The organism is Allobosea sp. UNC402CLCol (assembly GCF_000745475.1).
GTDB classification, from domain to species: domain Bacteria; phylum Pseudomonadota; class Alphaproteobacteria; order Rhizobiales; family Beijerinckiaceae; genus Allobosea; species Allobosea spartocytisi.
The window spans coordinates 635,396-656,705 of record NZ_JQJJ01000008.1; the positions used below are offsets into that span (position 1 = coordinate 635,396).

The following is a 21,310-nucleotide window of genomic DNA, read 5'->3' on the forward strand; positions in this document are numbered from 1 at the left end:
AGACGACCTCACCAGGCGATTGTTTCGCCCGTGTAGTCGCGGAAGCTGTTGGTCTCCGCCATGCCGGAGGCGTCGATGGTGCGGATCAGGCCGGCGGCGCTTTCGGCCGGCGTGATGTCGGCGCCGCCGCCGCCCATATCGGTCTGGACCCAGCCGGGATGGAACAGCAGCACGCTGACATTGCGTTCGCGCACGGTGTTGCCGAACACCACCATCGCCATGTTCACCGCGGCCTTGGACGAACGATAGATCAATGCATTGCCGGGGTTGGCGGCGATCGACCCCATGCGGCTCGATATCGTCGCGATCTTGCGCCCCTGCCCGGCCTCGAGATTCGGCAGGAAGGCCTGCGCCACCCTGACCGGCGCATAGACATTGACCTCGAAAACCTCGCGCCAGGCATCGAAATCGACATCGAGGCCGCTCTGCCGGTCGCGCGGCCCGTAGAGGCCGGCATTGTTGAGCAGCACATCGATCGCCCGGCCGGCGAGCGCATGCTTGGCTGCGGCCACGCTGGCATCGGACGTCACATCGAGCGCCAGCGGCGTGAGTTGGCCCGCATGCGCGGAGGCGAGTTCCGCCAGCGCCTTCGCCTGCGGATCGCGCGCCGCGGCAATGACATGGTCGCCCCGGAGCAGGAGCTGGGTCGTGATGGCAAGCCCGATGCCGCGATTGGCACCGGTGATCATCCAGGTCTGTGGCATGTGCGTTCTCCGAAAGGTGGACTGGAGGTATGGCTTTGCCGCTCCTATTTCCAGATCGATCGTCCCATCCCGAACCGCTGGAAAAGGCCGTCGCCATGACCGAGCAGCAGATCCGCTTCAACGACGGCGCCGCCTATGAAGAGATGATGGGCAAGTGGAGCCGCCTTGCCGGGGATGTCTTCCTTGACTGGCTCGCCGCGCCCGAAGGTCTGCGCTGGGCCGATATCGGCTGCGGAAACGGCGCCTCCACGCAATTGCTCTTCGATCGCTGCGCACCGGCAGCCTTGAGCGGCATCGATCCGTCGCCGGGGCAACTGGACTATGCCCGCAAGCGCCCCGTCGCCAGCCTCGCCGAATTCACGCTGGGCGACGCCATGGACCTGCCCTACCCGGACAGGAGCTTCGATGCGGCGATCATGGCCCTGGTGATCTTCTTCGTGCCCGATCCGGCCAAGGGCGTGGCGGAGATGGTGCGCGTCACGCGGCCCGGCGGCCTCGTCGCAGCCTATGCCTGGGACATGCCGGGCGGTGGCTTTCCGCTCGACCCCGTGCTGACAGAACTCAAGGCGCTCGGGATGACGCCGCCGCGCCCGCCGAGCGCCGACGTCTCACGGATCGAAAGCCTGGCCGAACTCTGGACACAGGCCGGGCTCAGCGGTGTCGAGACGCGCGAGATCAGCGTGCGCCGCCATTTCGCCGATTTCGACGCGTTCTGGCATGCGAGCACGCTCGGCTCGACCGTCGCGCCGGCCATTGCCGCCCTGCCCGCGCAGACGGTGGCTCTGCTCAAGGACAAGGTCCGCGCGCGCATCACCATCGCAGGCGATGGCGGCGCGTCCTATGTCGCGCGGGCCAACGCCGTGAAGGGCCGGGCGCCGGCGCGGCACTGAGGCGCCCGACGTCCCAAGGTTGTCACAGCTTCAGCCCTTCGCCTTGCCGTATCCGCCGGCCGTCGGCGTGATCACCGTGACCGCCTCGCCGGCCTGGAGCAGCGTCTGGTCGGAGGGCTTCAGCTCCTCGATCGCGCCCGAGAGCCGGCGCACCAGCGTCCTGCCGAGCTCGCCGGGCTCGCCACCCTTCACGCCGAAGGGGCGGACCTTGCGATGCGAGGCGAGGATGGCGCAGTCCATCGTCTTGAGGAAGCGGATGGTGCGGCTGGTGCCGTCGCCCGCCGTCCATTCGCCCTTGCCGCCGGAGCCGAGGCGGATGTGGAAATCCTCCAGCACGACCGGGAAGCGCGTCTCGAGGATCTCCGGATCGGTCAGGCGCGAATTCGTCATGTGGACGTGCACGCCGGAGGTGCCGTTGAAGCCGGGACCGGCCGGCGAACCCGAGCAGATCGTCTCGTAATATTGATACTGATCGTTGCCGAAAGTCAGGTTGTTCATCGTGCCCTGCGAGGCCGACATGGCTTCGAGCGCGCCGAACAGCGTGTTCGTCACCGCCTGCGAGACCTCGACATTGCCCGCCACCACCGCAGCCGGATAGCGCGGCGCCAGCATGGAGCCTTCCGGCACGACGATCTTGATCGGCCGGAGGCAGCCCGCATTCATCGGGATCGCGTCATCGACCATGACGCGGAAGACATAGAGCACGGCGGCCCGCGTCACCGGCGCCGGGGCGTTGAAATTGTCCGGCCGCTGCTCGGAGGTGCCGGTGAAATCGACCGTCGCCTCGCGCTTCTCACGGTCGATGGTGATCTTCACCTTGATCGCGCAGCCCTGGTCCATCGGATAGGTGAACTCGGAATCATGCAGCTTGGTGAGAAGCCGCGCCACGCTCTCGGCCGCGTTGTCCTGGACATGGCCCATATAGGCTTGCACGACATCGAGGCCGAAGGAGCCGATCATCTTCTTCAGCTCGGCCACGCCCTTCTCATTGGCGGCGATCTGCGCCTTCAGATCGTTGACGTTCTGCACGACGTTGCGGACGGGATAGCGCGCGCCGGTCAGGAGCTTGACGAGGTCTTCCTCGCAGAAGCGGCCCTGATCGACGATCTTGAAGTTGTCGATATAGACGCCCTCTTCCTCGATATTGGTCGCCAGCGGCGACATCGAGCCCGGCGCCGTGCCGCCGACATCGGCATGGTGGCCACGGCTCGCCACCCAGAACAGGATGTTCTTGTCCTGCGCGTCGAAGACCGGCGTGCAGACCGTGATATCCGGCAGATGCGTGCCGCCATTATAGGGTGCGTTCAAGCAGTAGACATCGCCCGGCTTGATCACCGGGTTGTTGGCGATCACGGTCTCGACCGAGCGGTCCATCGAACCCAGATGCACCGGCATATGCGGCGCGTTGGCGACGAGCGCGCCGGTCTGGTCGAAGACCGCGCAGGAGAAGTCGAGCCGCTCCTTGATGTTCACGGAATAGGCGGTGTTCTGCAGCGTCACGCCCATCTGCTCGGCGATCGACATGAACAGGTTGTTGAAGATCTCGAGCATCACCGGATCGGCCTTGGTGCCGATCGCCGCCTGCTGGACCAGCGCCTTGACGCGAACGAGGACGAGATGGTCCTTGGCGGTGAGCTTGGCGCTCCAGCCCTCCTCGACGACGACGGTCTGGTTCGGCTCGATGATGATCGCCGGGCCGGCGACGCTCTGGCCGGGCTTCATCGCCTCCCGGCGGACGATCGCCGCCTCGTGCCATGCGCCCTTGGCGAAGAAGCGCGTGCGCTCGGCCACCGCCGGCTCGCCCGATTGTTCGCCGGCCGAGGCTTCCTCGAACTTCGCACCGCCGCCGACGGCCTCGACCTCGACCGCCTCGACGACCAGCGCCTTGGTCTCGTCCATGAAGCCGAAGCGCGCCTTGTGCGCGGTCTGGAAGGCCTCCTGCATCACAGCGTGCGTGCCGGCGGGGACTGCAATGGCCGTGTCGGTGCCGGCATAGCGGATATGGGCACGGGTATGGATCGCGATATCGCCCTCCGCCACGCCCTGGCCGGCGACTTCCGAGCGGGTCTCGGCCGCGAGCTTCTCCGCCACGGCGTCGATGGCGGCCTTGGCCTCGCCGTCGAGCGCAACATCGAGCGCGGCCGTCCGCGTCGAGCGGATCTCGGCGAGCCCCATGCCATAGGCCGAAAGCAGACCGGAGAACGGATGCAACAGCACCGTCTTGATGCCGAGCGCGTCTGCCACGAGGCAGGCATGCTGGCCGCCGGCGCCGCCGAAGGAGTTCAGCGCATAGCGGGTGATGTCATAGCCACGTTGGACGGAGATCTTCTTGATCGCCTCGGCCATGTTGGCGACCGCGATCTGGATGAAACCGTCCGCGACCTCCTCGGCCGAGCGGCCATCGCCGACTTCCGCAGCCAGCACCGCGAACTTGTTGCGGACGATCGCGACATCGAGCGGTTCGTTCTGCTTCGGCCCGAAGATCGCCGGGAAATAGGATGGGATCAGCTTGCCGACCATGACGTTCGCGTCGGTCACCGCGAGCGGCCCGCCACGGCGATAGGCGGCCGGACCGGGATTGGCACCCGCCGAATCCGGACCGACGCGGAAGCGCGCGCCGTCATAATGCAGGATCGAGCCGCCACCGGCCGCAACCGTATGGATCAGCATCATCGGCGCGCGCATGCGCACGCCGGCGACCTCAGTCTCGAAGGCGCGCTCATATTCGCCGTCGAAATGGGCAACGTCGGTCGAGGTGCCGCCCATGTCGAAGCCGATCACCCTGTCGAACCCGGCCGAGCGACCGGTTTCGGCAAGCCCGACGACGCCGCCGGCCGGGCCGGAGAGGATCGCGTCCTTGCCCTGGAACAGCTCGGCCGCGGTCAATCCGCCCGAAGACATCATGAACATCAGGCGCGCGCCGGTGCGGGCGACGTCGAGCTCCTCCGACACCTGCTGCACATAACGGCCGAGGATCGGCGAGAGATAGGCGTCGACCACGGCGGTGTCGCCGCGCCCGACCAGCTTGATCAGCGGCGAGACCTCGTGGCTGACGGAAACCTGCGGGAAGCCGATTGCGCGGGCGATGCGAGCCGCTGCCTGCTCATGCGCGCTGTAGCGGTAGCCATGCATGAACACGATGGCGACGGCGCGGAAGCCCGCATCGAACTGCGCCTGCAAGGCCGCGCGGACCGCCGCCTCGTCGAGCACACGCTCGACCGTGCCGTCGGCGAGCACGCGTTCCTCGACCTCCAGCACGTCTTCATAAAGCTGCTCGGGCTTGACGATCTGCTTGGCGAAGATGTCGGGCCGGGCCTGGTAGCCGATGCGCAGCGCGTCGCGAAAGCCCTTGGTGGTGACCAGCAGCGTGCGGTCGCCCTTGCGCTCCAGCAGCGCGTTGGTGGCAACGGTGGTGCCCATGCGCACCTCGCCGACGGCTCCGGCCGGGATGGGCTCGCCGGCCTTCAGGCCGAGCAGGTCACGGATGCCCTGCACCGCAGCATCGCGATAGGCGCCGGGATTCTCCGAGAGCAGCTTCCTGGCATGGAGATTGCCAGCAGGATCGCGCCCGATCACGTCGGTGAAGGTGCCGCCGCGATCGATCCAGAAGTCCCAGCGTGCCGTCATCGGAAAGCTCTCCCCCGCGCCTCTTGCCGGCGGGTGATCAACGCCGACATTTCATCGATAAATCGTCGATGTTGTGTTGACAAGCCGATTTCGCCGGCTACGATCCCAATTGTGGCTGGAAGAAGGCTGAGGGGCCTCTCCAGCGAAAGGTGGAGGATGCGACGATGCGAACGGTCCTGACAATCAGGGGCGTGTGCCCCGCCTTGCGGGGAGCGGCGCCGCGATGACCCGCCGAACGCTCGACCTCCTCTACCTCGCCGCCGGCTATCTCGCGGGATTGTTCCTCGTCGGCATCTTCGTGCTGATGATGCTCTTGTCGCTCGGCCGAGAGGTCAATCTCAACGTCCCTTCGGGCGACGACTTCACCGCCTGGTCCCTGGTCGCGATGGCCTTCCTCGGCCTCGCCCACACTTTCAGGAAGGGCGAGATGATCCGCGTCGGGCTGTTGCTCGAGCGCCTGCACGGCCGGCCACGTCGGATCGCGGAGCTGGTTTCGCTGACGATCGCGGCCGCCTTCATCGCCTATTTCACCTGGCAGGCCGGCAAGCTCGCCTATGATTCCTGGCAGTTCTTCGACATGTCCACCGGCGTGGTTTCCGTGCCGCTCTGGATCCCGCAGAGCGGCATGGTCCTCGGACTCGCGATCCTGCTGATCGCCATCGCCGAGGAATGGGTCACCGTGGCGCGCGGCGGCAAGCCGACCTACGAGCCCGAGCCGCCGAAGACGACGGAAGAGCTGATCGAGCGTGTCGCGCAGGGCGGGGGCGTCTGAGCGATGAGCCTTCCCATCCTCTCCATCGTGCTGCTCGGCTTCCTCGTCGTCATCCTCGCCAGCGGTGTCTGGATCGCGGTCGGTCTCGGCCTTGTCGGCCTGCTCGCCATGATCCTCGTCACCGACGTCCCGATCGGACAGGTGATGGCCACCACGGTCTGGAGCGCCTCGGCCTCCTGGACGCTGGCGGCGCTGCCCTTGTTCATCTGGATGGGCGAGATCCTGTTCCGGACACGCCTCTCCGCCCAGATGTTCCAGGGCTTGTCGCCCTGGCTGCAATGGCTGCCGGGCCGCCTCGTGCACACCAATATCGTCGGCTGCGGCATCTTCGCCGCCGTCTCCGGCTCCTCGGCGGCGACCTGTGCCACGATCGGCAAGATCGCCCTGCCGGAGCTGAAGAAGCGCGGCTATGACGAGGGCATCAGCATCGGCACGCTGGCGGGCTCCGGCACGCTCGGCCTGCTCATTCCGCCATCCATCCCGATGGTGGTCTATGCCGTCACGGCCAACGTCTCCGTGCTGCAGGTCTTCCTCGGCGGCTTCCTGCCCGGCCTGCTCGTGATGGCGCTCTATATGGGCTACGTCATCATCTGGTCGCTGCTGAACCCGAAGAAGATACCCCCGCGCGACCCGCCGATGGCGTTCATGGCGAAGATCCGGCAATCGGCCAAGCTCGCGCCCTGCCTGCTGCTCATCGCCGCCGTCTTCCTGTCGCTGGTCCTCGGCTTCGCGACGGCGACGGAATGCGCCGCCTGGGGTGTGACGGGCGCGCTGTTCCTCGCCTGGTGGAGCGGCACGCTGACCTGGTCGACCTTCTTCGAAAGCGTGATGAGCGCGACGCGCCTGACCTGCATGATCATGCTGATCCTGGCCGGCGCGGCGTTCTGCACGGCGGCGATGGCCTATACCGGCATCCCGGCGGCGCTCGCAGACTGGGTCAAGGGCCAGTCGCTTTCCCCGCACATGCTCGTGCTGGCGCTGACCTGCATGTACATCATCCTGGGCTGCCTCATCGACGGCATCTCGATGATCGTGCTGACGGCGGTGATCGTGCTGCCGATGGTGAAGGAAGCCGGCTTCGACCTCGTCTGGTTCGGTGTCTACCTCGTCATCCATGTCGAGATGGCGCAGATCACCCCGCCGGTCGGCTTCAATCTGTTCGTGCTGCAGAACATGAGCGGCAAGGACACGATGACGATTGCGAAGGCGGCCTTTCCGTTCTTCCTTCTGCTGAACGTCGCCGTCATCATCATCACCACCTTCCCGGACATCGTGCTCTACCTGCCGAACCTCGCTTTCCCGGATCGGTGAGCGTCACAATCACAATCAACCAGAGAGAGGGAATGTCAGCATGATCAATCGCAGAACCTTGACGGGAGCAGCCTTCGCGCTCGGCGTCAGCGCGCTCGCCATGGCCGCCCCCGCCGCGGCGCAGACCAAGTGGAACCTGCCCAACGCCTATCCGACCGACAACCCGCACACGGAGAACCTCGCCCTCTTCGCCAAGGACGTGGAGACGGCGACGGGCGGAAAGCTCCAGATCACGGTTCATGCCAATGCCGCGCTGTTCAAGGCGCCCGAGATCAAGCGCGCCGTCGCCAGCGGGCAGACCCAGATGGGCGAGATCCTGATGTCGATCCACGAGAACGAGGATCCGGTCTTCGGCATCGACGTCGTGCCCTTCCTGGCCACGAGCTTCGAGCAGTCGAAGAAGCTCTATGCCGCCTCCAAGGGAGCGATCGAGAAGAAGCTCGACGCGCAGGGCATCAAGCTGCTCTTCATGGTCCCCTGGGCGCCGCAGGGCGTCTACGCCAAGAAGGACATCAACACGGTCGAGGACATGAAGGGGCTGAAGTGGCGCGCCTACAATGTCGGCACCGCCCGCCTCGGCGAGTTGCTCGGCATGCAGTCGGTCACCATTCAGGCTGCCGAGCTGCCGCAGGCACTGGCCACCGGCGTGGTCAACTCCTTCATGTCGTCGGGCGGCACCGGCTACGATTCCAAGGTCTGGGAATCGCTCGACCACTTCTACGACGTGCAGGCCTGGATCCCGAAGGACGCCACCTTCGTCAACAAGGCCGCCTTCAACGCGCTCGACAAGCCGACGCAGGAGGCGATCCTCAAGGCCGCCGCCACCGCTGAGGAGCGCGGCTGGAAGATGTGGCAGGACAAGGCCGGCTGGTACATCGACCAGCTCAAGGCCAAGGGCATGAAGGTGCAGCCGCCCTCGCCGGAGCTGGCGAGCGGCTTCAAGAAGGCGGGCGAGACGCTGACCGCCGACTGGCTGAAGAAGGCCGGCGCCGACGGCCAGGCGATCATCGACGCCTACAAGAAGATGTGAGGCGAGCGGCTCCGCCACGCTTCTATCAAGAGCGCGGTCATCCCGGGCGACCAAAGGGAGACCCGGGATCCATGCCGGAACGGTTCAGGCATGGATCCCGGATCGGCGCCGCTTCGCGGCTTGTCCGGATGACCCAGCGACTTCACTCAGGACGAGTGCGATGACTTCTCCCTTTTCCGACGATCTCGGCCCCATCGTCTCCTCCGGCCATCTCGCATCCGGAGCGCTGCCGGCGCTCTCGGAATTCGAGTTCGCGCTCAGCATGACCGTGCATGCCTTCCAGCGCTGGATCGTGCGCGGCATGGCGGCGGCCGGCATGCCCGACCTGTCGCCGCTCGACGTGCTCGTGCTGCACAACGTCAACCACCGCGGCAAGCCGAAGCGGCTCGCCGATATCTGCCTCGTCCTCAATATCGAGGACACGCATTTGGTGAACTATTCGCTGAAGAAGCTCGAACGGCTGAAGCTCCTCAAGGGTGGCCGCAAGGGCAAGGAAAAGACCGTCGAGGTCACGCCGGCCGGCGAGGAAGCCTGCCGACGCTACGCCCAGATCCGCGAGCAGCTCCTGGTCAAGTCCGTCCGCGCCACCGGAGCCGACCCGGCCCGACTCTCCGAGATCGCCGCAATGATGCGCTCCCTCTCCGGCCAGTATGACCAGGCCGCACGGGCAGCGGCGAGCCTCTAGGAACCCGCTCCGCCTGCCGTCTCGCGGAGCGACAGAGGACACCGGACAGCGCAGGCCTGCCATGCCGATCGTCGCTCGACACCCCTGGCGGCAATCCTGCTATAGCCGGCTGTCCCGATATCGGCTTGCGGAGAGGATGACGTGCGCGGCCCAGGCAAAATGCGACTGCTCCGGCGCTCGCGCGCCCTGGTCGTCACGCCCCGCTACTGGCGGCAGCGGCTGGTCTTCTGGCTCGGGGCGCTCGCCATCGGCCTTGTCAGCGCCGGCTTCGCGCGGCTGGCCGACGAAGCTCAGCAGCTCTTTTCGGAGATAGCCGGCCGGCAGGACGGGCTGCGCTTCCTGCCCCTGCTGGTGACGCCCCTGGGCTTCGGCCTGTGCGCCTTCATTGCCGCGCGCTTCGTCCAGGGCTCTCAGGGCAGCGGCATTCCCCAGGCCATCGCCGCGCGCCACCTGCGCGACGACGCCGAGCGCTCCCGCTTCCTGTCGCTGCGCATCGCGACCGGCAAGATCGTCATGACCATCATCGGCCTGCTCTGCGGCGCCTCGATCGGACGCGAGGGACCGACGGTGCAGGTCGGCGCCTCCATTATGCTGCAGGTGGCCCGCTGGGGCGGCATGGTGCAGGCGCGCGGCCTCATTCTGGCGGGCTCTGCCGCCGGCATCGCGGCCGCGTTCAACACGCCGCTCGCCGGCATTGTCTTCGCCATCGAGGAGATGAGCCGGACCTACCAGGCCCGCACCAACGGCATCGTGCTCTCGGCGGTCATCATCGCCGGCCTCGCCTCGCTGGCCATCGTCGGGAACTACACCTATTTCGGCTTTACCAACGCGACGGCCGAACTCAGGCGCGACGGGCTTCTGGTGCTCTGCTGCGGCGTCCTCGGAGGCGCTTTCGGGGCCTGTTTCAGCAGCCTCATGGTCGCGCTGACGCGGCGTATCCGACGTTGGCGGGCCGCAACTCCGCTCCGGCGCACCTTGATCGTCGCGGTCGCCGCCGGCTGCCTCGTCGCCGTCATCGGCGTCGCCTCGGACGGAACGACCTTCGGCACGGGTTACGCCCAGGCGCGCAGCGCCATCGAAGGCACGCCGCTACCGGCCTCCTTCTTCCTGGCGAAATTCCTGGCGAGTCTGGCCTCGTCCGTCTCCGGCATTCCGGGCGGGCTGTTCGCGCCGTCCCTGTCGGTCGGCGCCGGGCTCGGCAGCACGCTGGGCGCCCTTCTCGGCTCTCCGATCGGTCTTGCCGCCGTCCTGGGCATGGCCGGATATTTCTCGGGCGTGGTTCAGGCGCCAATGACGGCTTTCGTCATCATCCTCGAGATGACCGGCAACCACGACAATGTCATCGCGCTGATGGCGGCATCCGTGCTCGGCTACGGGACCGCGCGGCTGATCACGCGGGAGCCGCTCTATCACGCGCTGTCGCGCCTCTTCATCGCGGATGTCCTGCGCCAGCGGCGAGTCCAGGCGACGCCATCGACGGCGTGATCCCCGGCTTGCGGGAAGGCCCGGCGAGTGCCGGGCCTTCTTCGTACGGGCAGCGGCGCCCGGTCAGATCGACGCGTCCTTCTGCCGCTCGGCATATTCGGCCTGGAGCCGCTCATGCACGGACCAGAAGCCGCGGGGCCTGGCGCCGGTGAGCTGATCCTCGAGCAGGCCCAGATGCAGATGCCAGCCGCTCGAGACCATCGCCATCCGGTCCTTCGTCGCCAGCCGGCGATGCGTCAGCACGAGGCGGACCTTGTCACCAGCCTGCGACAGCGCGAATTCGACATCCGAATCCGGATCGCCCATGCCGGTCCAGTTGAAGGCGAAGCGATACGGCGGCTCCCAGGCCGTGACCGTGCCGGTCATCAGCTTGCCCTCATCGTTCATCTTGCGGGCACTTTCCGGCGGCGGCTCGTCGGTGATCCGCGAATGCTTGAAGAACAGCGCGACCTCGCCGCCGACATGCGGCTCGACATCGCCGCCGCAGAACCATGTCGCCCGCTTGTCGCCTTCGGTGACATAGGCCCAGACCCGTTCGATCGGCCCCGGCAGCAATCGCTCGAAACGCACCGCGCCGCTTTCCAGAACAACACCATACGCGCTCATGGCTACTCTCCCTCGCCCGCATCGGGCTTTGCCAGTTCTTTCTCCAGCAGATCGAGATGCGCGCCCCAGAAGCCGCGCACCTTGCGCACCCAGGCCTCGAAGGCGTCGAGCCCGGCCGGATCGAGGCTGTAGATCCGCCTCTGCCCGGCCACCTCGACCCGCACGAGCCCCGCTTCCTTCAACACCTTGAGGTGCTGCGAGACAGCCGGCGCGCTCATCTGGAATCGCGCCACGATCTCACCCGCGGCCAGCGGCCTCTCCCCCAGCATCTCTACGATCTGGCGGCGTGTCGGTTCGGCGAGGGCGGCAAAACGATCCATGGACTGATAATTCGTCATTAACTTAATTAAGTCAACAATTAAATTATGGTCTGCATGGCGCCATGCCGTCTGCCGGGGTTGCCAGTGCGCGGCGCCTGGGCCAGTGGAAGCGCGCCCGAGGAACCCTGCCCATCATGATCCCCCGCAACGCATCCCTGACCGGCATCGCTGTGATGCTGTTCGGAATCCTGCTGTTCTCCCTCAACGACGTGATGGGGAAATGGCTGGTTTCGACCTACACGCCCGGCCAGCTCATGCTGCTTCGCAGCGCCGCCGCGCTGCTCGTGCTCGCGCCCTTCATCCTCAGGCAGGGCATCCGCCGCACCTTGCGGCCCGAGCGCCCGCGCCTGCAGCTTCTGCGCACGGCGATCGGCGCGACAGAATCGACGCTCTTCTATGTCTGCGTCGCCCATCTGCCGCTGGCCGATACGATGACGCTCTGGATGGCCGCGCCGGTCTGGGCCGTCCTGCTCGCGGCCCTGCTGCTCGGCGAGCGTGTCGACCCCGCTCGCTGGGCCGCCGCCGGCCTCGGCTTCCTCGGCGTCGCGCTGGCGCTGGCGCCATCGGGCGCGAGCTTCTCGCCCCCGGCGCTGCTGGCGCTGACCGGCAGCGTGCTTTTCGCGGCGCTGCTGATCGCCGGACGCAAGCTGCGCGGCACGCCCGACGTCACGCTGGTCGCCTGGCAGACCTTCGGCTCGCTGCTCCTCGGCACGGCCCTGCTGCCGCTCGGCTGGGTGATGCCCACCCCGCGCGATTTCGCCCTGCTCGGCCTGCTCGGCATCGTCGCCCTGCTGGGACATCTGTGCGTCACGCGCGCGCTCAAGCTGGCCGAGGCGTCGGTGGTCGCGCCCTATCAATACACCTTCATCATCTGGGCCCTGCTCTTCGGCTGGCTGTTCTTCGGCGACTGGCCGACGCCGCTGATGCTGTGCGGCGCCGCCCTGATCGTCGCGGCCGGCCTCGCGCTGATGCTGCTGGAGCGGCGCGCGGCGGGCATCGCCGGCCGAGCCGCATCCCGCGATCGGAGCGCACATGCCGGCAGCGCCTGAGACATCCCGCCGACTAGCCTTGCGACGCGCGGCCCCGCCTGTCGCCTGACCGCCCTGCGCTGAGTTCGTAGCGACGGGCTTGGCACCGACCCGCATGGCAGGCCAAGAATGCCCGATGCCCTGCCGCGCTCGCGAAGCGGACCGAATCCGGGGCCGGAGGAAACCATGGCGCTGATCACCTATCTCACGACGATCAAGTTCGGCTTCGGCGAGATCGCCGGCATCGAGGCCGATCTGGCCGGGCTCGGCATCGCCAGGCCGCTGATCGTCGCCGACAAGGGCATCGTCGCCGCCGGCCTCGTCGATACGGTGAGCCGGCATGCCGGCGTTCTGAAGAACGCGCCCGTCTTCGGCGACACCCCCACAAACCCGACAGAGGAGGCGGTGGAAACGGCGCTGGCGCTCTATCGCCAGCATGGCTGCGACGGCCTCGTCGCCATCGGCGGCGGCTCGCCCCTCGACCTCGCCAAGGGCGTCGCCCTCCTCGCCACCCATGACGGCCCGCTGGAAACCTATGCGGCCATCCTCGGCGGTATTCCCAAGGTCACGGCCGGGGTCGCGCCGGTCGTCGCGATCCCCACCACCTCCGGCACCGGCAGCGAGGTCGGCCGCGCCGCGCTGATCACGCTGAAGGATGGGCGCAAGCTCGGCTTCATCTCGCCGCATCTGATCCCGCGCCTCGCCATCTGCGATCCTGAATTGACCATGGGCCTGCCGGCCTGGCTCACCGCCGCCACGGGCATGGACGCCGTCACCCACTGCATCGAGACCTATCTCAGCCCGCGCGAGAACCCGCCGGCCGAGGCGATCGCGCTCGACGGCCTCAGGCGCGCCGTCGCCCATATCGGCCGCGCCGTGAAGGACGGCTCCGACCGCGAGGCCCGCAAGGAGATGATGATGGCCGCCCTGCAAGGCGGCATGACCTTCCAGAAGGGGCTCGGCGCCGTTCACGCCCTCTCGCACCCGCTTGGCGGATTGAAGGAGGTCTCGCTGCATCACGGCACACTCAACGCCGTGCTGCTGCCGGCCGTGCTGCGCTTCAACGCCCCCTCCGCTGAAGCGAAATATGCCGAGATCCGGCGCGTGCTCGGCCTCGCCCCGGACACCGACTTGGCCGATTGGATCGCGAAGCTGGTCGCCAGCCTCGGCATGCCCGCCACCCTCACGGCGATGGGCGCGCCGCGCAGCGTCATCCCGGCGATCGCCGAGGCCGCGACGCTGGACCATTCGAGCGCGACCAATCCGCGCCCGGCGACGGCGGCCGACTATGCCGCGATGCTCGAAGCCTCCTTCTGACGAAGAGCAGCCGCCTCAATAGAGGCGGCTGCGATAGGCCTCTTCGAGATTGCGATCGGCTTCCTCGGCCTCGACCATCCGGGTCTGCTCGGCGACGATGCGGCCGAGTGTCGGGAAGCTGTGGCGCGGCACCTGGCTGGACGGGTCCCACAGCTTCGCGCGGATCAGCGCCTTGCCGCAGTGGAAATAAGCCTCCTCGACCGTCACGATCAGCCCGGTCAGCGGCGGCCGCTGCTGCACCGTCGAGGGGGCGAGCAGCTCGGCATCGCGCGTCATCAGCGCCTTGCCGTTGACCCGCAGCGTCTCGTTGATGCCGGGCACCATGAAGACGATGCCGACGCCCGGCGAGGCCAGGACATTGCCGAAGCTGTCGACGCGGTTGTTGCCGCGCCGGTCGGGGATGAGCAGCGTCCGCTCGTCGAGCACGCGCACGAAGCCGGGCCCATCGCCTCGCGGACTCGCATCCACCCCACCCTCGCCGTCGCTGCTTGCAAGCACCAGGAAGGGCGATAGCGCGATGAAGTCGCGGCAGAAGCGGTCGAGCCGGTCGAGCACCTTGCTCGCCGCCACCGGATTCACGGGGCCGATATGGCTGCGCAGCGAGGCGGCATCCTCGATGCGCGCTGCGGGGTCGTCGAAGCAATCGTCCATGTTACCTCCCTCGTTGCCGCGATTGTCACCCAAGCTGGCCTGTCCGGCCAGCCCGCGCGCGTTGCCCGCGCCCTACGCCGAACGCAAGGCTGGCCGGCGGGCGGGCCGAAATGCCACGGCCGCGCAGCATCGCGGTCTCGCGAAGCGCGATGCCTTGACCCTTGCCGGGCGGGGAGCCATCGTAAGCGCAACCAGCGTTCTGCCTTTACGAGGCCTGATTCCATGCGCCGCGCCCTGCTCCGTACCGCCCTTGTCTCGCTCGCCTGCCTGGCGGGCCTCAGTGCCGCTGAGGCTGCCGGAGGCCGCTATGTCGCGCCGCCGGACCGCGCCGAGGCGCGCATCGTCCCGATGTACGGCAATCTGCCGGGCTGCGACGACCCGGCGGTGCTCTCCCATCTGTCGAGTTGGTTCGATTCGCGCGAGGCCAAGTTCTGGGGACCGCTGCGGGCGCTCTCCTATGACCGCATCGCGCAGCTCGGCTTCCGCCCCTGGGGCGCCGACTTCATTCCGCGGCGCTTCTGCTCGGCCCGCCTGCTGCTGAACAATGGCATCTATCACCGTGTCGATTACTCGGTCCGCGAAAATCTCGGCCTGTTCGGCATGACCTGGAACGTGAACTGGTGCGTCGCCGGCCTCGACAGGGAGCGCTCCTACGCACCCGATTGCAAGATGGCCCGGCCCTGAGCGTCCTGCGATGATCGGGCGCATCGCCCTGGCGGCCTTCGCCTGGCTCTGCCTTGCCAGCGCCGCGCAGGCGCAAGGCTTCGGCCAGCGCGGCGGCGCGCCGGGCGACTTCGATTTCTATGTGCTTGCGCTCTCCTGGTCGCCGGGCTTCTGCGAGCTCGACGGCGACCGCACGCGCAATCGAGAGCAATGCGCCGGGGGCAGCGGCCTGCGCTTCGTCGTTCACGGCCTCTGGCCGCAATATGAGCGCGGCTTTCCGAGCGATTGCGGCCCCTCCGGCCGGTCGCCCTCGCGCATGGCGATGACGGAGGCAGAGGGCGTCTATCCGACCGAGGGCCTTGCCCGCTACGAGTGGCGCAAGCACGGCACCTGCTCCGGATCCAGCCCTGCCGATTATTTCCGCGATGCCCGCCGCGCCCGCGACAAGGTCGTCGTCCCGCCGGCCCTCGCCAAGGCCGACAGCGACCGGAGCTGGACGGTCCTCGACCTCGAACGCGCCTTCGTCGCCGCCAATCCGGGCCTGCGCACGGACATGATGTCCGTCTCCTGCAAGCGCGGCGTGCTGCAGGAGGTCCGCATCTGCCTCAGCAAGGATCTGCGCGACTTCCGCACCTGCCAGGAGGTCGACCGTTCTGGCTGCCGGGCGCGCGAGCTCACCGTTGTCGCGCCGCGCTGACACGGATTATCGCCTCCGCGTCTCCGAAAACCGCATCCCACTTTTCGGGCGGATGCTCTAGAAGCGGCGCATGAACTACCGCCACGGCTTCCATGCCGGAAATTTCGCCGATGTGCTGAAGCACGCCGTCCTTGCGCGCATCCTGCTGCATCTCGACGCCAAGCCGACGCCTTATCGCGTCATTGACACCCATGCCGGCGTCGGCCGCTACGATCTCGGCTCGGAAGAGGCGCTGCGGACGCATGAATGGAAGGATGGCGTGGCGCGGCTCGACCGCTCGCCGCTTGCCCCCGCCGCCGAGGCGCTGCTCGCGCCCTACCGGGCAGTCCTTGCCGCGGTCCGCGCCGAGCATGGGCCGGATGCCTATCCGGGCTCGCCCTGGTTCTGCCGCCACGCCATGCGCCCGTTCGACCGGCTGATCGCCGCCGAGCTCCATCCGCCGACCTATCGCAAGCTGGCCGAGGTGCTGGGGCGGGACTCGCGGAGCAAGGCCCTGGCCATCGACGGCTGGACCGCGCTGCGCGCCAACACCCCGCCGAAGGAACGGCGCGGCCTCGTGCTGATCGACCCGCCCTTCGAGGAGAAGGACGAATTCGCCACGCTGACCACGCAGTTCATCGCCGCCCATCGCAAATGGCCGACGGGAATCTACATGCTCTGGTACCCGATCAAGGACCGGCGCGCCGTCGCGACGATGGTGGAGGAGGTGCTGGATGCCGATATCGGCCGCCTGCTGCGGCTGGAGATCGACGTCGATCGCCCCGAAGCCGCCGGCGGCCTCGGCGCCACCGGCCTGCTGATCGCCAATCCGCCCTGGAAGCTCGCCGAGGACATGCAGATCTTGCTGCCCGCGCTGACCGAGCGGCTCGCACAGGGCCAGCGGCCGCGCTATCTATGCGAGCCGATCCGCTCCGACGGCTGACCGCCCTCTCCTTTTCCTCCAGGATTCCCGACCGATGCTCGTCCTGCGCTCCTCCCCCGCCTCGCCCTTCGGCCGCAAGGTCAAGATCGCGGCCCTCGAACTCGGCCTGATGGACCGTATCGAGATCGTCGTGGCCGACACCACCGATCCGGCGGAGCCGCTGCGCCGGCAGAATCCGCTCGGCAAGATTCCGACGCTCGTGCTGGAAGACGGCATGACGCTGTTCGATTCGCGCGTGATCGTCGACTATCTCGACCATCTCGCCGGCGGCGGAAAACTCATCCCGGCCGGCGAGGCCCGCTTCGCCCAGCTCCGCCTGCAGGCCCTCGCCGACGGCATCTGCGACGCGGCGTTGCTGAAGGTCTATGAGGGACGCTTCCGGCCGGAAGAGGGTCGCAACGCCGACTGGCTCGCCCATCAGACCGGCAAGATCTCGCGGGCACTCGCCACGCTGGAGACCGATCCGCCCGCCTTCACCGACCACCCGCGCATCGGCGAGATCGCGCTCGCCTGCGCGCTCGGCTATCTCGATCTACGCTTCGCGGGCACTTGGCGCGCCGACTATCCCAAGCTGGTCGCCTGGCTCGATGATTTCGCGGCCCGCGTTCCGGCTTTCGAAAGCACGCGCGTCAAGAGCTAGACTCTGCTGCGTTTCATGGAAATGCGGGTCATCCCGGCCGGAGCGAAGCGAAGAGCCGGGATCCATGCCTGAACCTTGATCGGACACACTTCGGCATGGATCCCGGGTCAAGCCCGGGATGACCGCGTAGCTCCGTATCAATCGGCGTGCTCCAAGACGGCCCTGCTCTGCTCGCCAACGCTCCCCCGATCGAAAGAAGCCCGGCGCTCGCGAAAGCGCCGGGCTTTATTCTTGTGGCCTTGTCGAAGCGCATGTCTCGCGCACAACAAAAAACCCGGTGGCCGAGGCCACCGGGTTGCTCAAATCCGATGTGATCGGATCAGAACTTGTAGCTCAGGCGGGCGCGGACGACCGAGAAGTCGGTGCCGACCTTGGTGCCCGAGCCGGCGAGAACGCTCTTCTCACCGAGGTCGACGTAGAGGTACTCGACGCCGGCGATGATGTTGTTGGTGACAGCGTACTCAAGACCACCACCGATGACCCAGCCGTTGGTGTGGGTCTTGTCGGACGAGAAGCCGAGACCCGGGATCGAGGTCTTCACGTTGCCGTAAGCCCAACCACCGGTGATGTAGGGCAGGAACCGGTCGAAGGCGACGCCGACGCGGCCACGGACCGTGCCGAAGTAGTCGGTCTTGACGTTGATGCCGCTGAAGCTGTTGCCGCTGCTCAGGTCAGCGTACTGCAGGTCGGCTTCGAGGCCGAGCACGAACTGGCCCATCTGGTAGTTGTAGCCGATCTGGCCGCCGCCGGTGAAACCATCGACGTCACCAACGTTGGTGAAGCCGTTGGCGTTCACGTTGCCCCAGCCGTAGCCGGCGTTGCCACCGACGTAGAAACCGGTCCAGGTGAAAACCGGCGGGATGTAGACCGGGGCAGCGACCGGGCCTTTGCGCGACGGCAGGTCGGCAGCCGAGGCGGCGCCGGCAGCGATGATGCCGAAAGCGGCAACGCTCGCGAGCAGATACTTCTTCATGACAAACTCCTTAGTCGTCGCGGTCGCCGGAAAGCCCGGCGGGTGATTTCGATGACGATGGTATAGAACCTGTCGTCGCTTTTGTCTGTTGCACCGGAAGCACATCTACCTTGCAGACCGCGGCAGAAATGCGGCACGAATGCGATAACTGAATGCAAATAGGTAAAGCCGAGTTAACCACGGCCGTGAAAGCCAGCATGGTAAATCGAATACTAATAGAACGCCGCTGGCATCTCGGCGGCCATGGAGAACCGGTCGAGAAACGCCCCGGCTTGCGCAAGGTTCCTCGACCGGTACGAATCTTTTTTCATGCGCGAAGAACCTCGGCGCACTCGTCTTGCCGCCCTTCGTCAAGCGTGCTTAAGCGTTGAAATCTCAGGGATCGAACGAGACCGTGCCGCCTCTTTCCATTTTCATCATCGCGCTGAACGAAGCCGACCGCATCGGCCACACCATCACGGCGGCCCGCTCCCTGAGCGACGACATCGTCGTGGTGGACTCCGGCTCGACCGATGGCACGCAGGCCGTGGCGGAGGCGCTCGGCGCTCGCGTCATCTTCAATCCATGGCCCGGATATGGCCGCCAGAAGCGCTTCGCCGAGGATCAGTGCCGCCATGATTGGCTGCTCAATCTCGATGCGGACGAGGTGCTGCCGCCCGATCTCGCTGCCGAGATCGCGGCCCTGTTCCAGGCCGGGATGCCGCCGGCCGACGCCTACAAGACGCGAATCGCGGAGATTTTTCCCGGCGAGAAGGCCCCGCATCGTTTCGCCTATGCCTTGGCGCCCGTGCGGCTCTACCGCAAGTCGAAGGGACGCTACTCGCTGTCCCCGGTCCATGATCGCGTCGATCTCGAGCCCGATGCGCGGGTCGGCAAGCTGAAGGGCACGATCCATCACTTCTCGGTGCGCTCGCTCGGCGAGCAGATGGAGAAGCTCAACGCCTATAGCGACGCTCAGGCGGACGACCTCGACGCGCGCGGTGAGACCATTTCAGTCTTCCGCCTCCTCGCCGAGTTCCCGGCGAATTTCATCAAGGCCTATATCGGCCGCCGGCACGCGCTGCGCGGGCTCTACGGCTTTATGACCGCGATGAACTTCGCCTTCTACCGCTATCTGCGCGCCGCCAAGCATTGGGAAAGACGCCTGCAGCGCGACGCCGGCATCACGCCGCCGGGCGCTTCCGCCGGCAAACGCGCCAACGATGACTGAGGTCGCGCTCGTCACCGGCGGGGCGCGGCGAATCGGGCGCGCCATCGTCGAGCGGCTGGCGGATGCCGGCTATGCCGTTGCGATCCATCACGGCAGCGGCCGCAGCGAAGCGCAGGAACTGGCGAATCGCCTGACGGCGGCGGGGCGCTCCTGCGGCGTCTTTCAGGCGGATCTCGCCGATGCCGAAGCGGTTCGCGATCTGCTGCCGTCGGTCGAAGCCGCGCTCGGGCCGGTCACGCTATTGGTCAACAACGCCTCGAGCTTCGTTATCGACGATGTGCGCTCGCTCGACGTCGCAATCTGGGATCGTCAGTTCGCGGTCAATCTGCGGGCGCCGTCCCTGCTGATCGGCGCCATGGCCGAGCGCCTGCCGCCGGATGCGAACGGGGCGGTCGTCAACATCGTCGACCAGCGCGTCTGGAAGCTGACGCCGCAATATTATTCCTACACGCTGACCAAGGCCGCCCTGCTGACGGCGACCGTCACGCTGGCCCAGGCGCTGGCGCCGCGCATCCGGGTCAACGCCGTCGGCCCCGGCCCGACCTTTCCCAACCCGCATGACGGACAGCGGCTGATGGAGCAGGAAGCGGCGGCGACGCTGCTCGGCCACCGCGTCGCCGCGGAGGAGATCGCCGAGGCGGTGCTGTATCTGGCCCGCGCCCGCTCGGTGACCGGGCAGATGATCGCCGTCGATGCCGGCCAGCATCTGGGCTGGCGCACGCCCGATATCGTCGACTGATCAGACCGCGCCGTCCGGCCGATAGGGCGCACGCCCGCTCGACAGCGCCGAGTCGAGCAGTTCGAGCCGGTCCTGCCCCCAGAACACCTCGCCGTCGAGCACATAGCTCGGCGCGCCGAAGACACCGGCCGCCACGGCCTCCGAGAGCGTCGCCTCATAGCGCTGCCGCACGGGCTCGCTCGCGGCCTGCCCCAGCAGGGCTTCGCCATCGAAGCCCGCACGCACGGCGCAGGCCCGAATCGCCTCCGGTTCCCGCATATCCTCCTCGCGTGCCCAGACGCCTGCCATCACATCAGCGATGAAGCCGGCCGGATCGGCGCCGGCCGCGAGGATCGCGACAGCGACGCGGTCCGCCAGCGAGGGATCGAACGGGAAATGCTTCGGCTCGAGCACGAGCGGCAGCCCGCGCCGCTCGCGCCAGCGCTGCAGATCGACCAGGCGATAGCGCTGGCGGACGGGATGCCGCTTCGGCAGCGGCAATCCGCCGGTCTCGTCGAAGACCGAGCGCAGCGGCATTGGGCGGTAGACGATGCTCGCGCCATGCCTGCGCGCGATCTCGTGGAAGAGCTCGTTGCCCAGATAGGTCCAGGGCGAATGCAGCGAGAAGTAATATTGGATTGAGCGTGGCACGACGGGACACCCGGCAGGAGCAGCGGAAACGCCGCAGCTTCGCAGCCGTCCCTGCGGTTGCGCAACGCCTGGCCGCGCAACCCCGCTCCGCGCAGCGTCCCCGAACGGGGACGCTGATGTGCCGGCGCCCTCAGGCCGCCTTGTTCTTCACGGCGCCGATGATCGCGGTCAGGACCGCGCCGCCGACGCCGCCGCCGATCAGGTTGGTGAGAATGCCGCCGACGCTGAGGTTTCCGCCTTGCGCGGCCGCGCTGATGGCCGGCAGCACCAGGGGGATGAGCTGGCCGAGCACGCCGCCGCCGACCAGCCCGGAAATCGTGTTGCCCAAAGTCCCGAGATCGAAGCTGGGAGTGGCCTTGCCGGCCGCGTTGCCACCGATCGCACCGGCGATCAGGTTCATCAAGATTTGT

22 protein-coding genes are annotated in these 21,310 nt (G+C 67.3%); 14 read left to right on the forward strand and 8 right to left on the reverse strand.

From position 1 onward, the window contains the following. Positions 1-8: 8 nt before the first annotated feature. A complete protein-coding gene (locus GY40_RS05025) occupies positions 9-704 on the reverse strand; it encodes an SDR family oxidoreductase (RefSeq protein ID WP_038359148.1) in 696 nt (231 codons plus the stop codon). A 95-nt stretch (positions 705-799) separates the two neighbouring features. Here GY40_RS05025 and GY40_RS05030 point away from each other — a divergent pair, with 95 nt between their 5' ends. Beyond that, the gene (locus GY40_RS05030) at positions 800-1,594 is read left to right on the forward strand and encodes a class I SAM-dependent methyltransferase (protein ID WP_038359150.1); all 795 of its coding nucleotides are present in this window, start codon (positions 800-802) and stop codon (positions 1,592-1,594) included. A gap of 30 nt (positions 1,595-1,624) precedes the next feature. Here GY40_RS05030 and GY40_RS05035 read toward each other — a convergent pair whose 3' ends face one another. After that, positions 1,625-5,221 carry a hydantoinase B/oxoprolinase family protein gene (locus tag GY40_RS05035; protein WP_038359152.1) on the reverse strand — a complete coding sequence of 1,199 codons (3,597 nt, stop codon included), beginning with the start codon at positions 5,219-5,221 and terminating at the stop codon, positions 1,625-1,627. A 223-nt stretch (positions 5,222-5,444) separates the two neighbouring features. On the opposite strand from GY40_RS05035, the gene GY40_RS05040 reads away from it, so the two are divergent. From GY40_RS05040 to GY40_RS05060, 5 genes are all read left to right on the forward strand, one after another. Beyond that, positions 5,445-5,993: a TRAP transporter small permease gene (locus GY40_RS05040; RefSeq protein ID WP_038359155.1), complete on the forward strand. Its 549-nt coding sequence runs from the start codon at positions 5,445-5,447 to the stop codon at positions 5,991-5,993. A gap of 3 nt (positions 5,994-5,996) precedes the next feature. Further along, on the forward strand, positions 5,997-7,304 hold the full coding sequence (locus GY40_RS05045) for a TRAP transporter large permease (RefSeq protein WP_038359157.1): 1,308 nt from the start codon (positions 5,997-5,999) through the stop codon (positions 7,302-7,304). Between the two features lie 40 nt (positions 7,305-7,344). Then, positions 7,345-8,334, forward strand: coding sequence for a TRAP transporter substrate-binding protein (locus GY40_RS05050; RefSeq protein WP_038359159.1), 990 nt, complete (start codon positions 7,345-7,347; stop codon positions 8,332-8,334). 160 nt (positions 8,335-8,494) lie between these two features. Continuing rightward, a complete protein-coding gene (locus GY40_RS05055; RefSeq protein ID WP_038359162.1) occupies positions 8,495-9,019 on the forward strand; it encodes a winged helix DNA-binding protein in 525 nt (174 codons plus the stop codon). A gap of 141 nt (positions 9,020-9,160) precedes the next feature. Further along, on the forward strand, positions 9,161-10,504 hold the full coding sequence (locus GY40_RS05060) for a chloride channel protein (protein WP_038359164.1): 1,344 nt from the start codon (positions 9,161-9,163) through the stop codon (positions 10,502-10,504). Positions 10,505-10,567: 63 nt separating this feature from the next. Here the strand turns inward: GY40_RS05060 and GY40_RS05065 are convergent, their stop codons facing one another. Both GY40_RS05065 and GY40_RS05070 read right to left on the reverse strand, forming a co-directional pair. Then, positions 10,568-11,110 (reverse strand): SRPBCC family protein, encoded by a 543-nt coding sequence (locus tag GY40_RS05065; RefSeq protein WP_038359165.1) that lies wholly within the window; start codon positions 11,108-11,110, stop codon positions 10,568-10,570. Between the two features lie 2 nt (positions 11,111-11,112). Further along, positions 11,113-11,430, reverse strand: a complete 318-nt coding sequence (locus tag GY40_RS05070; RefSeq protein ID WP_038359166.1) for a metalloregulator ArsR/SmtB family transcription factor — start codon at positions 11,428-11,430, stop codon at positions 11,113-11,115. A gap of 134 nt (positions 11,431-11,564) precedes the next feature. Between GY40_RS05070 and GY40_RS05075 the strand changes: the two genes are divergently transcribed. Together GY40_RS05075 and GY40_RS05080 are read left to right on the forward strand one after the other, a co-directional pair. Beyond that, positions 11,565-12,479 (forward strand): DMT family transporter, encoded by a 915-nt coding sequence (locus GY40_RS05075; RefSeq protein WP_051987525.1) that lies wholly within the window; start codon positions 11,565-11,567, stop codon positions 12,477-12,479. Between the two features lie 165 nt (positions 12,480-12,644). Further along, complete coding sequence (locus tag GY40_RS05080; protein ID WP_038359168.1) at positions 12,645-13,775, forward strand: iron-containing alcohol dehydrogenase; 1,131 nt, start codon at positions 12,645-12,647, stop codon at positions 13,773-13,775. Positions 13,776-13,790: 15 nt separating this feature from the next. Here GY40_RS05080 and GY40_RS05085 read toward each other — a convergent pair whose 3' ends face one another. After that, complete coding sequence (locus tag GY40_RS05085; RefSeq protein WP_051987526.1) at positions 13,791-14,426, reverse strand: pyridoxamine 5'-phosphate oxidase family protein; 636 nt, start codon at positions 14,424-14,426, stop codon at positions 13,791-13,793. Between the two features lie 222 nt (positions 14,427-14,648). On the opposite strand from GY40_RS05085, the gene GY40_RS05090 reads away from it, so the two are divergent. The 4 genes from GY40_RS05090 to GY40_RS05105 all read left to right on the forward strand — a co-directional run bounded on the left by GY40_RS05090 (position 14,649) and on the right by GY40_RS05105 (position 17,348). Beyond that, the gene (locus GY40_RS05090; protein WP_038359169.1) at positions 14,649-15,110 is read left to right on the forward strand and encodes a hypothetical protein; all 462 of its coding nucleotides are present in this window, start codon (positions 14,649-14,651) and stop codon (positions 15,108-15,110) included. A gap of 10 nt (positions 15,111-15,120) precedes the next feature. Continuing rightward, positions 15,121-15,786, forward strand: coding sequence for a ribonuclease T2 family protein (locus tag GY40_RS05095; RefSeq protein WP_038359171.1), 666 nt, complete (start codon positions 15,121-15,123; stop codon positions 15,784-15,786). Between the two features lie 70 nt (positions 15,787-15,856). Further along, on the forward strand, positions 15,857-16,708 hold the full coding sequence (rlmJ, locus tag GY40_RS05100) for a 23S rRNA (adenine(2030)-N(6))-methyltransferase RlmJ (protein WP_038359174.1): 852 nt from the start codon (positions 15,857-15,859) through the stop codon (positions 16,706-16,708). Between the two features lie 34 nt (positions 16,709-16,742). Then, complete coding sequence (locus GY40_RS05105; RefSeq protein WP_038359176.1) at positions 16,743-17,348, forward strand: glutathione S-transferase; 606 nt, start codon at positions 16,743-16,745, stop codon at positions 17,346-17,348. 319 nt (positions 17,349-17,667) lie between these two features. Here GY40_RS05105 and GY40_RS05110 read toward each other — a convergent pair whose 3' ends face one another. Beyond that, positions 17,668-18,321, reverse strand: a complete 654-nt coding sequence (locus GY40_RS05110) for an outer membrane protein (RefSeq protein WP_038359178.1) — start codon at positions 18,319-18,321, stop codon at positions 17,668-17,670. A gap of 394 nt (positions 18,322-18,715) precedes the next feature. Between GY40_RS05110 and GY40_RS05115 the strand changes: the two genes are divergently transcribed. Both GY40_RS05115 and GY40_RS05120 read left to right on the forward strand, forming a co-directional pair. Then, positions 18,716-19,531 carry a glycosyltransferase family 2 protein gene (locus GY40_RS05115; RefSeq protein WP_051987527.1) on the forward strand — a complete coding sequence of 272 codons (816 nt, stop codon included), beginning with the start codon at positions 18,716-18,718 and terminating at the stop codon, positions 19,529-19,531. Continuing rightward, positions 19,524-20,270, forward strand: a complete 747-nt coding sequence (locus tag GY40_RS05120) for an SDR family oxidoreductase (RefSeq protein WP_038359180.1) — start codon at positions 19,524-19,526, stop codon at positions 20,268-20,270. Before GY40_RS05115 ends, GY40_RS05120 begins: the two co-directional genes overlap by 8 nt. On the opposite strand, the gene GY40_RS05125 is transcribed toward GY40_RS05120, so the two are convergent. Together GY40_RS05125 and GY40_RS05130 are read right to left on the reverse strand one after the other, a co-directional pair. Then, entirely contained in the window at positions 20,271-20,900 is a 630-nt protein-coding gene (locus GY40_RS05125; RefSeq protein ID WP_038359183.1) for a 2-hydroxychromene-2-carboxylate isomerase, read from the reverse strand. A 130-nt stretch (positions 20,901-21,030) separates the two neighbouring features. Then, a complete protein-coding gene (locus tag GY40_RS05130; protein WP_318652234.1) occupies positions 21,031-21,300 on the reverse strand; it encodes a hypothetical protein in 270 nt (89 codons plus the stop codon). Positions 21,301-21,310: the final 10 nt, after the last annotated feature.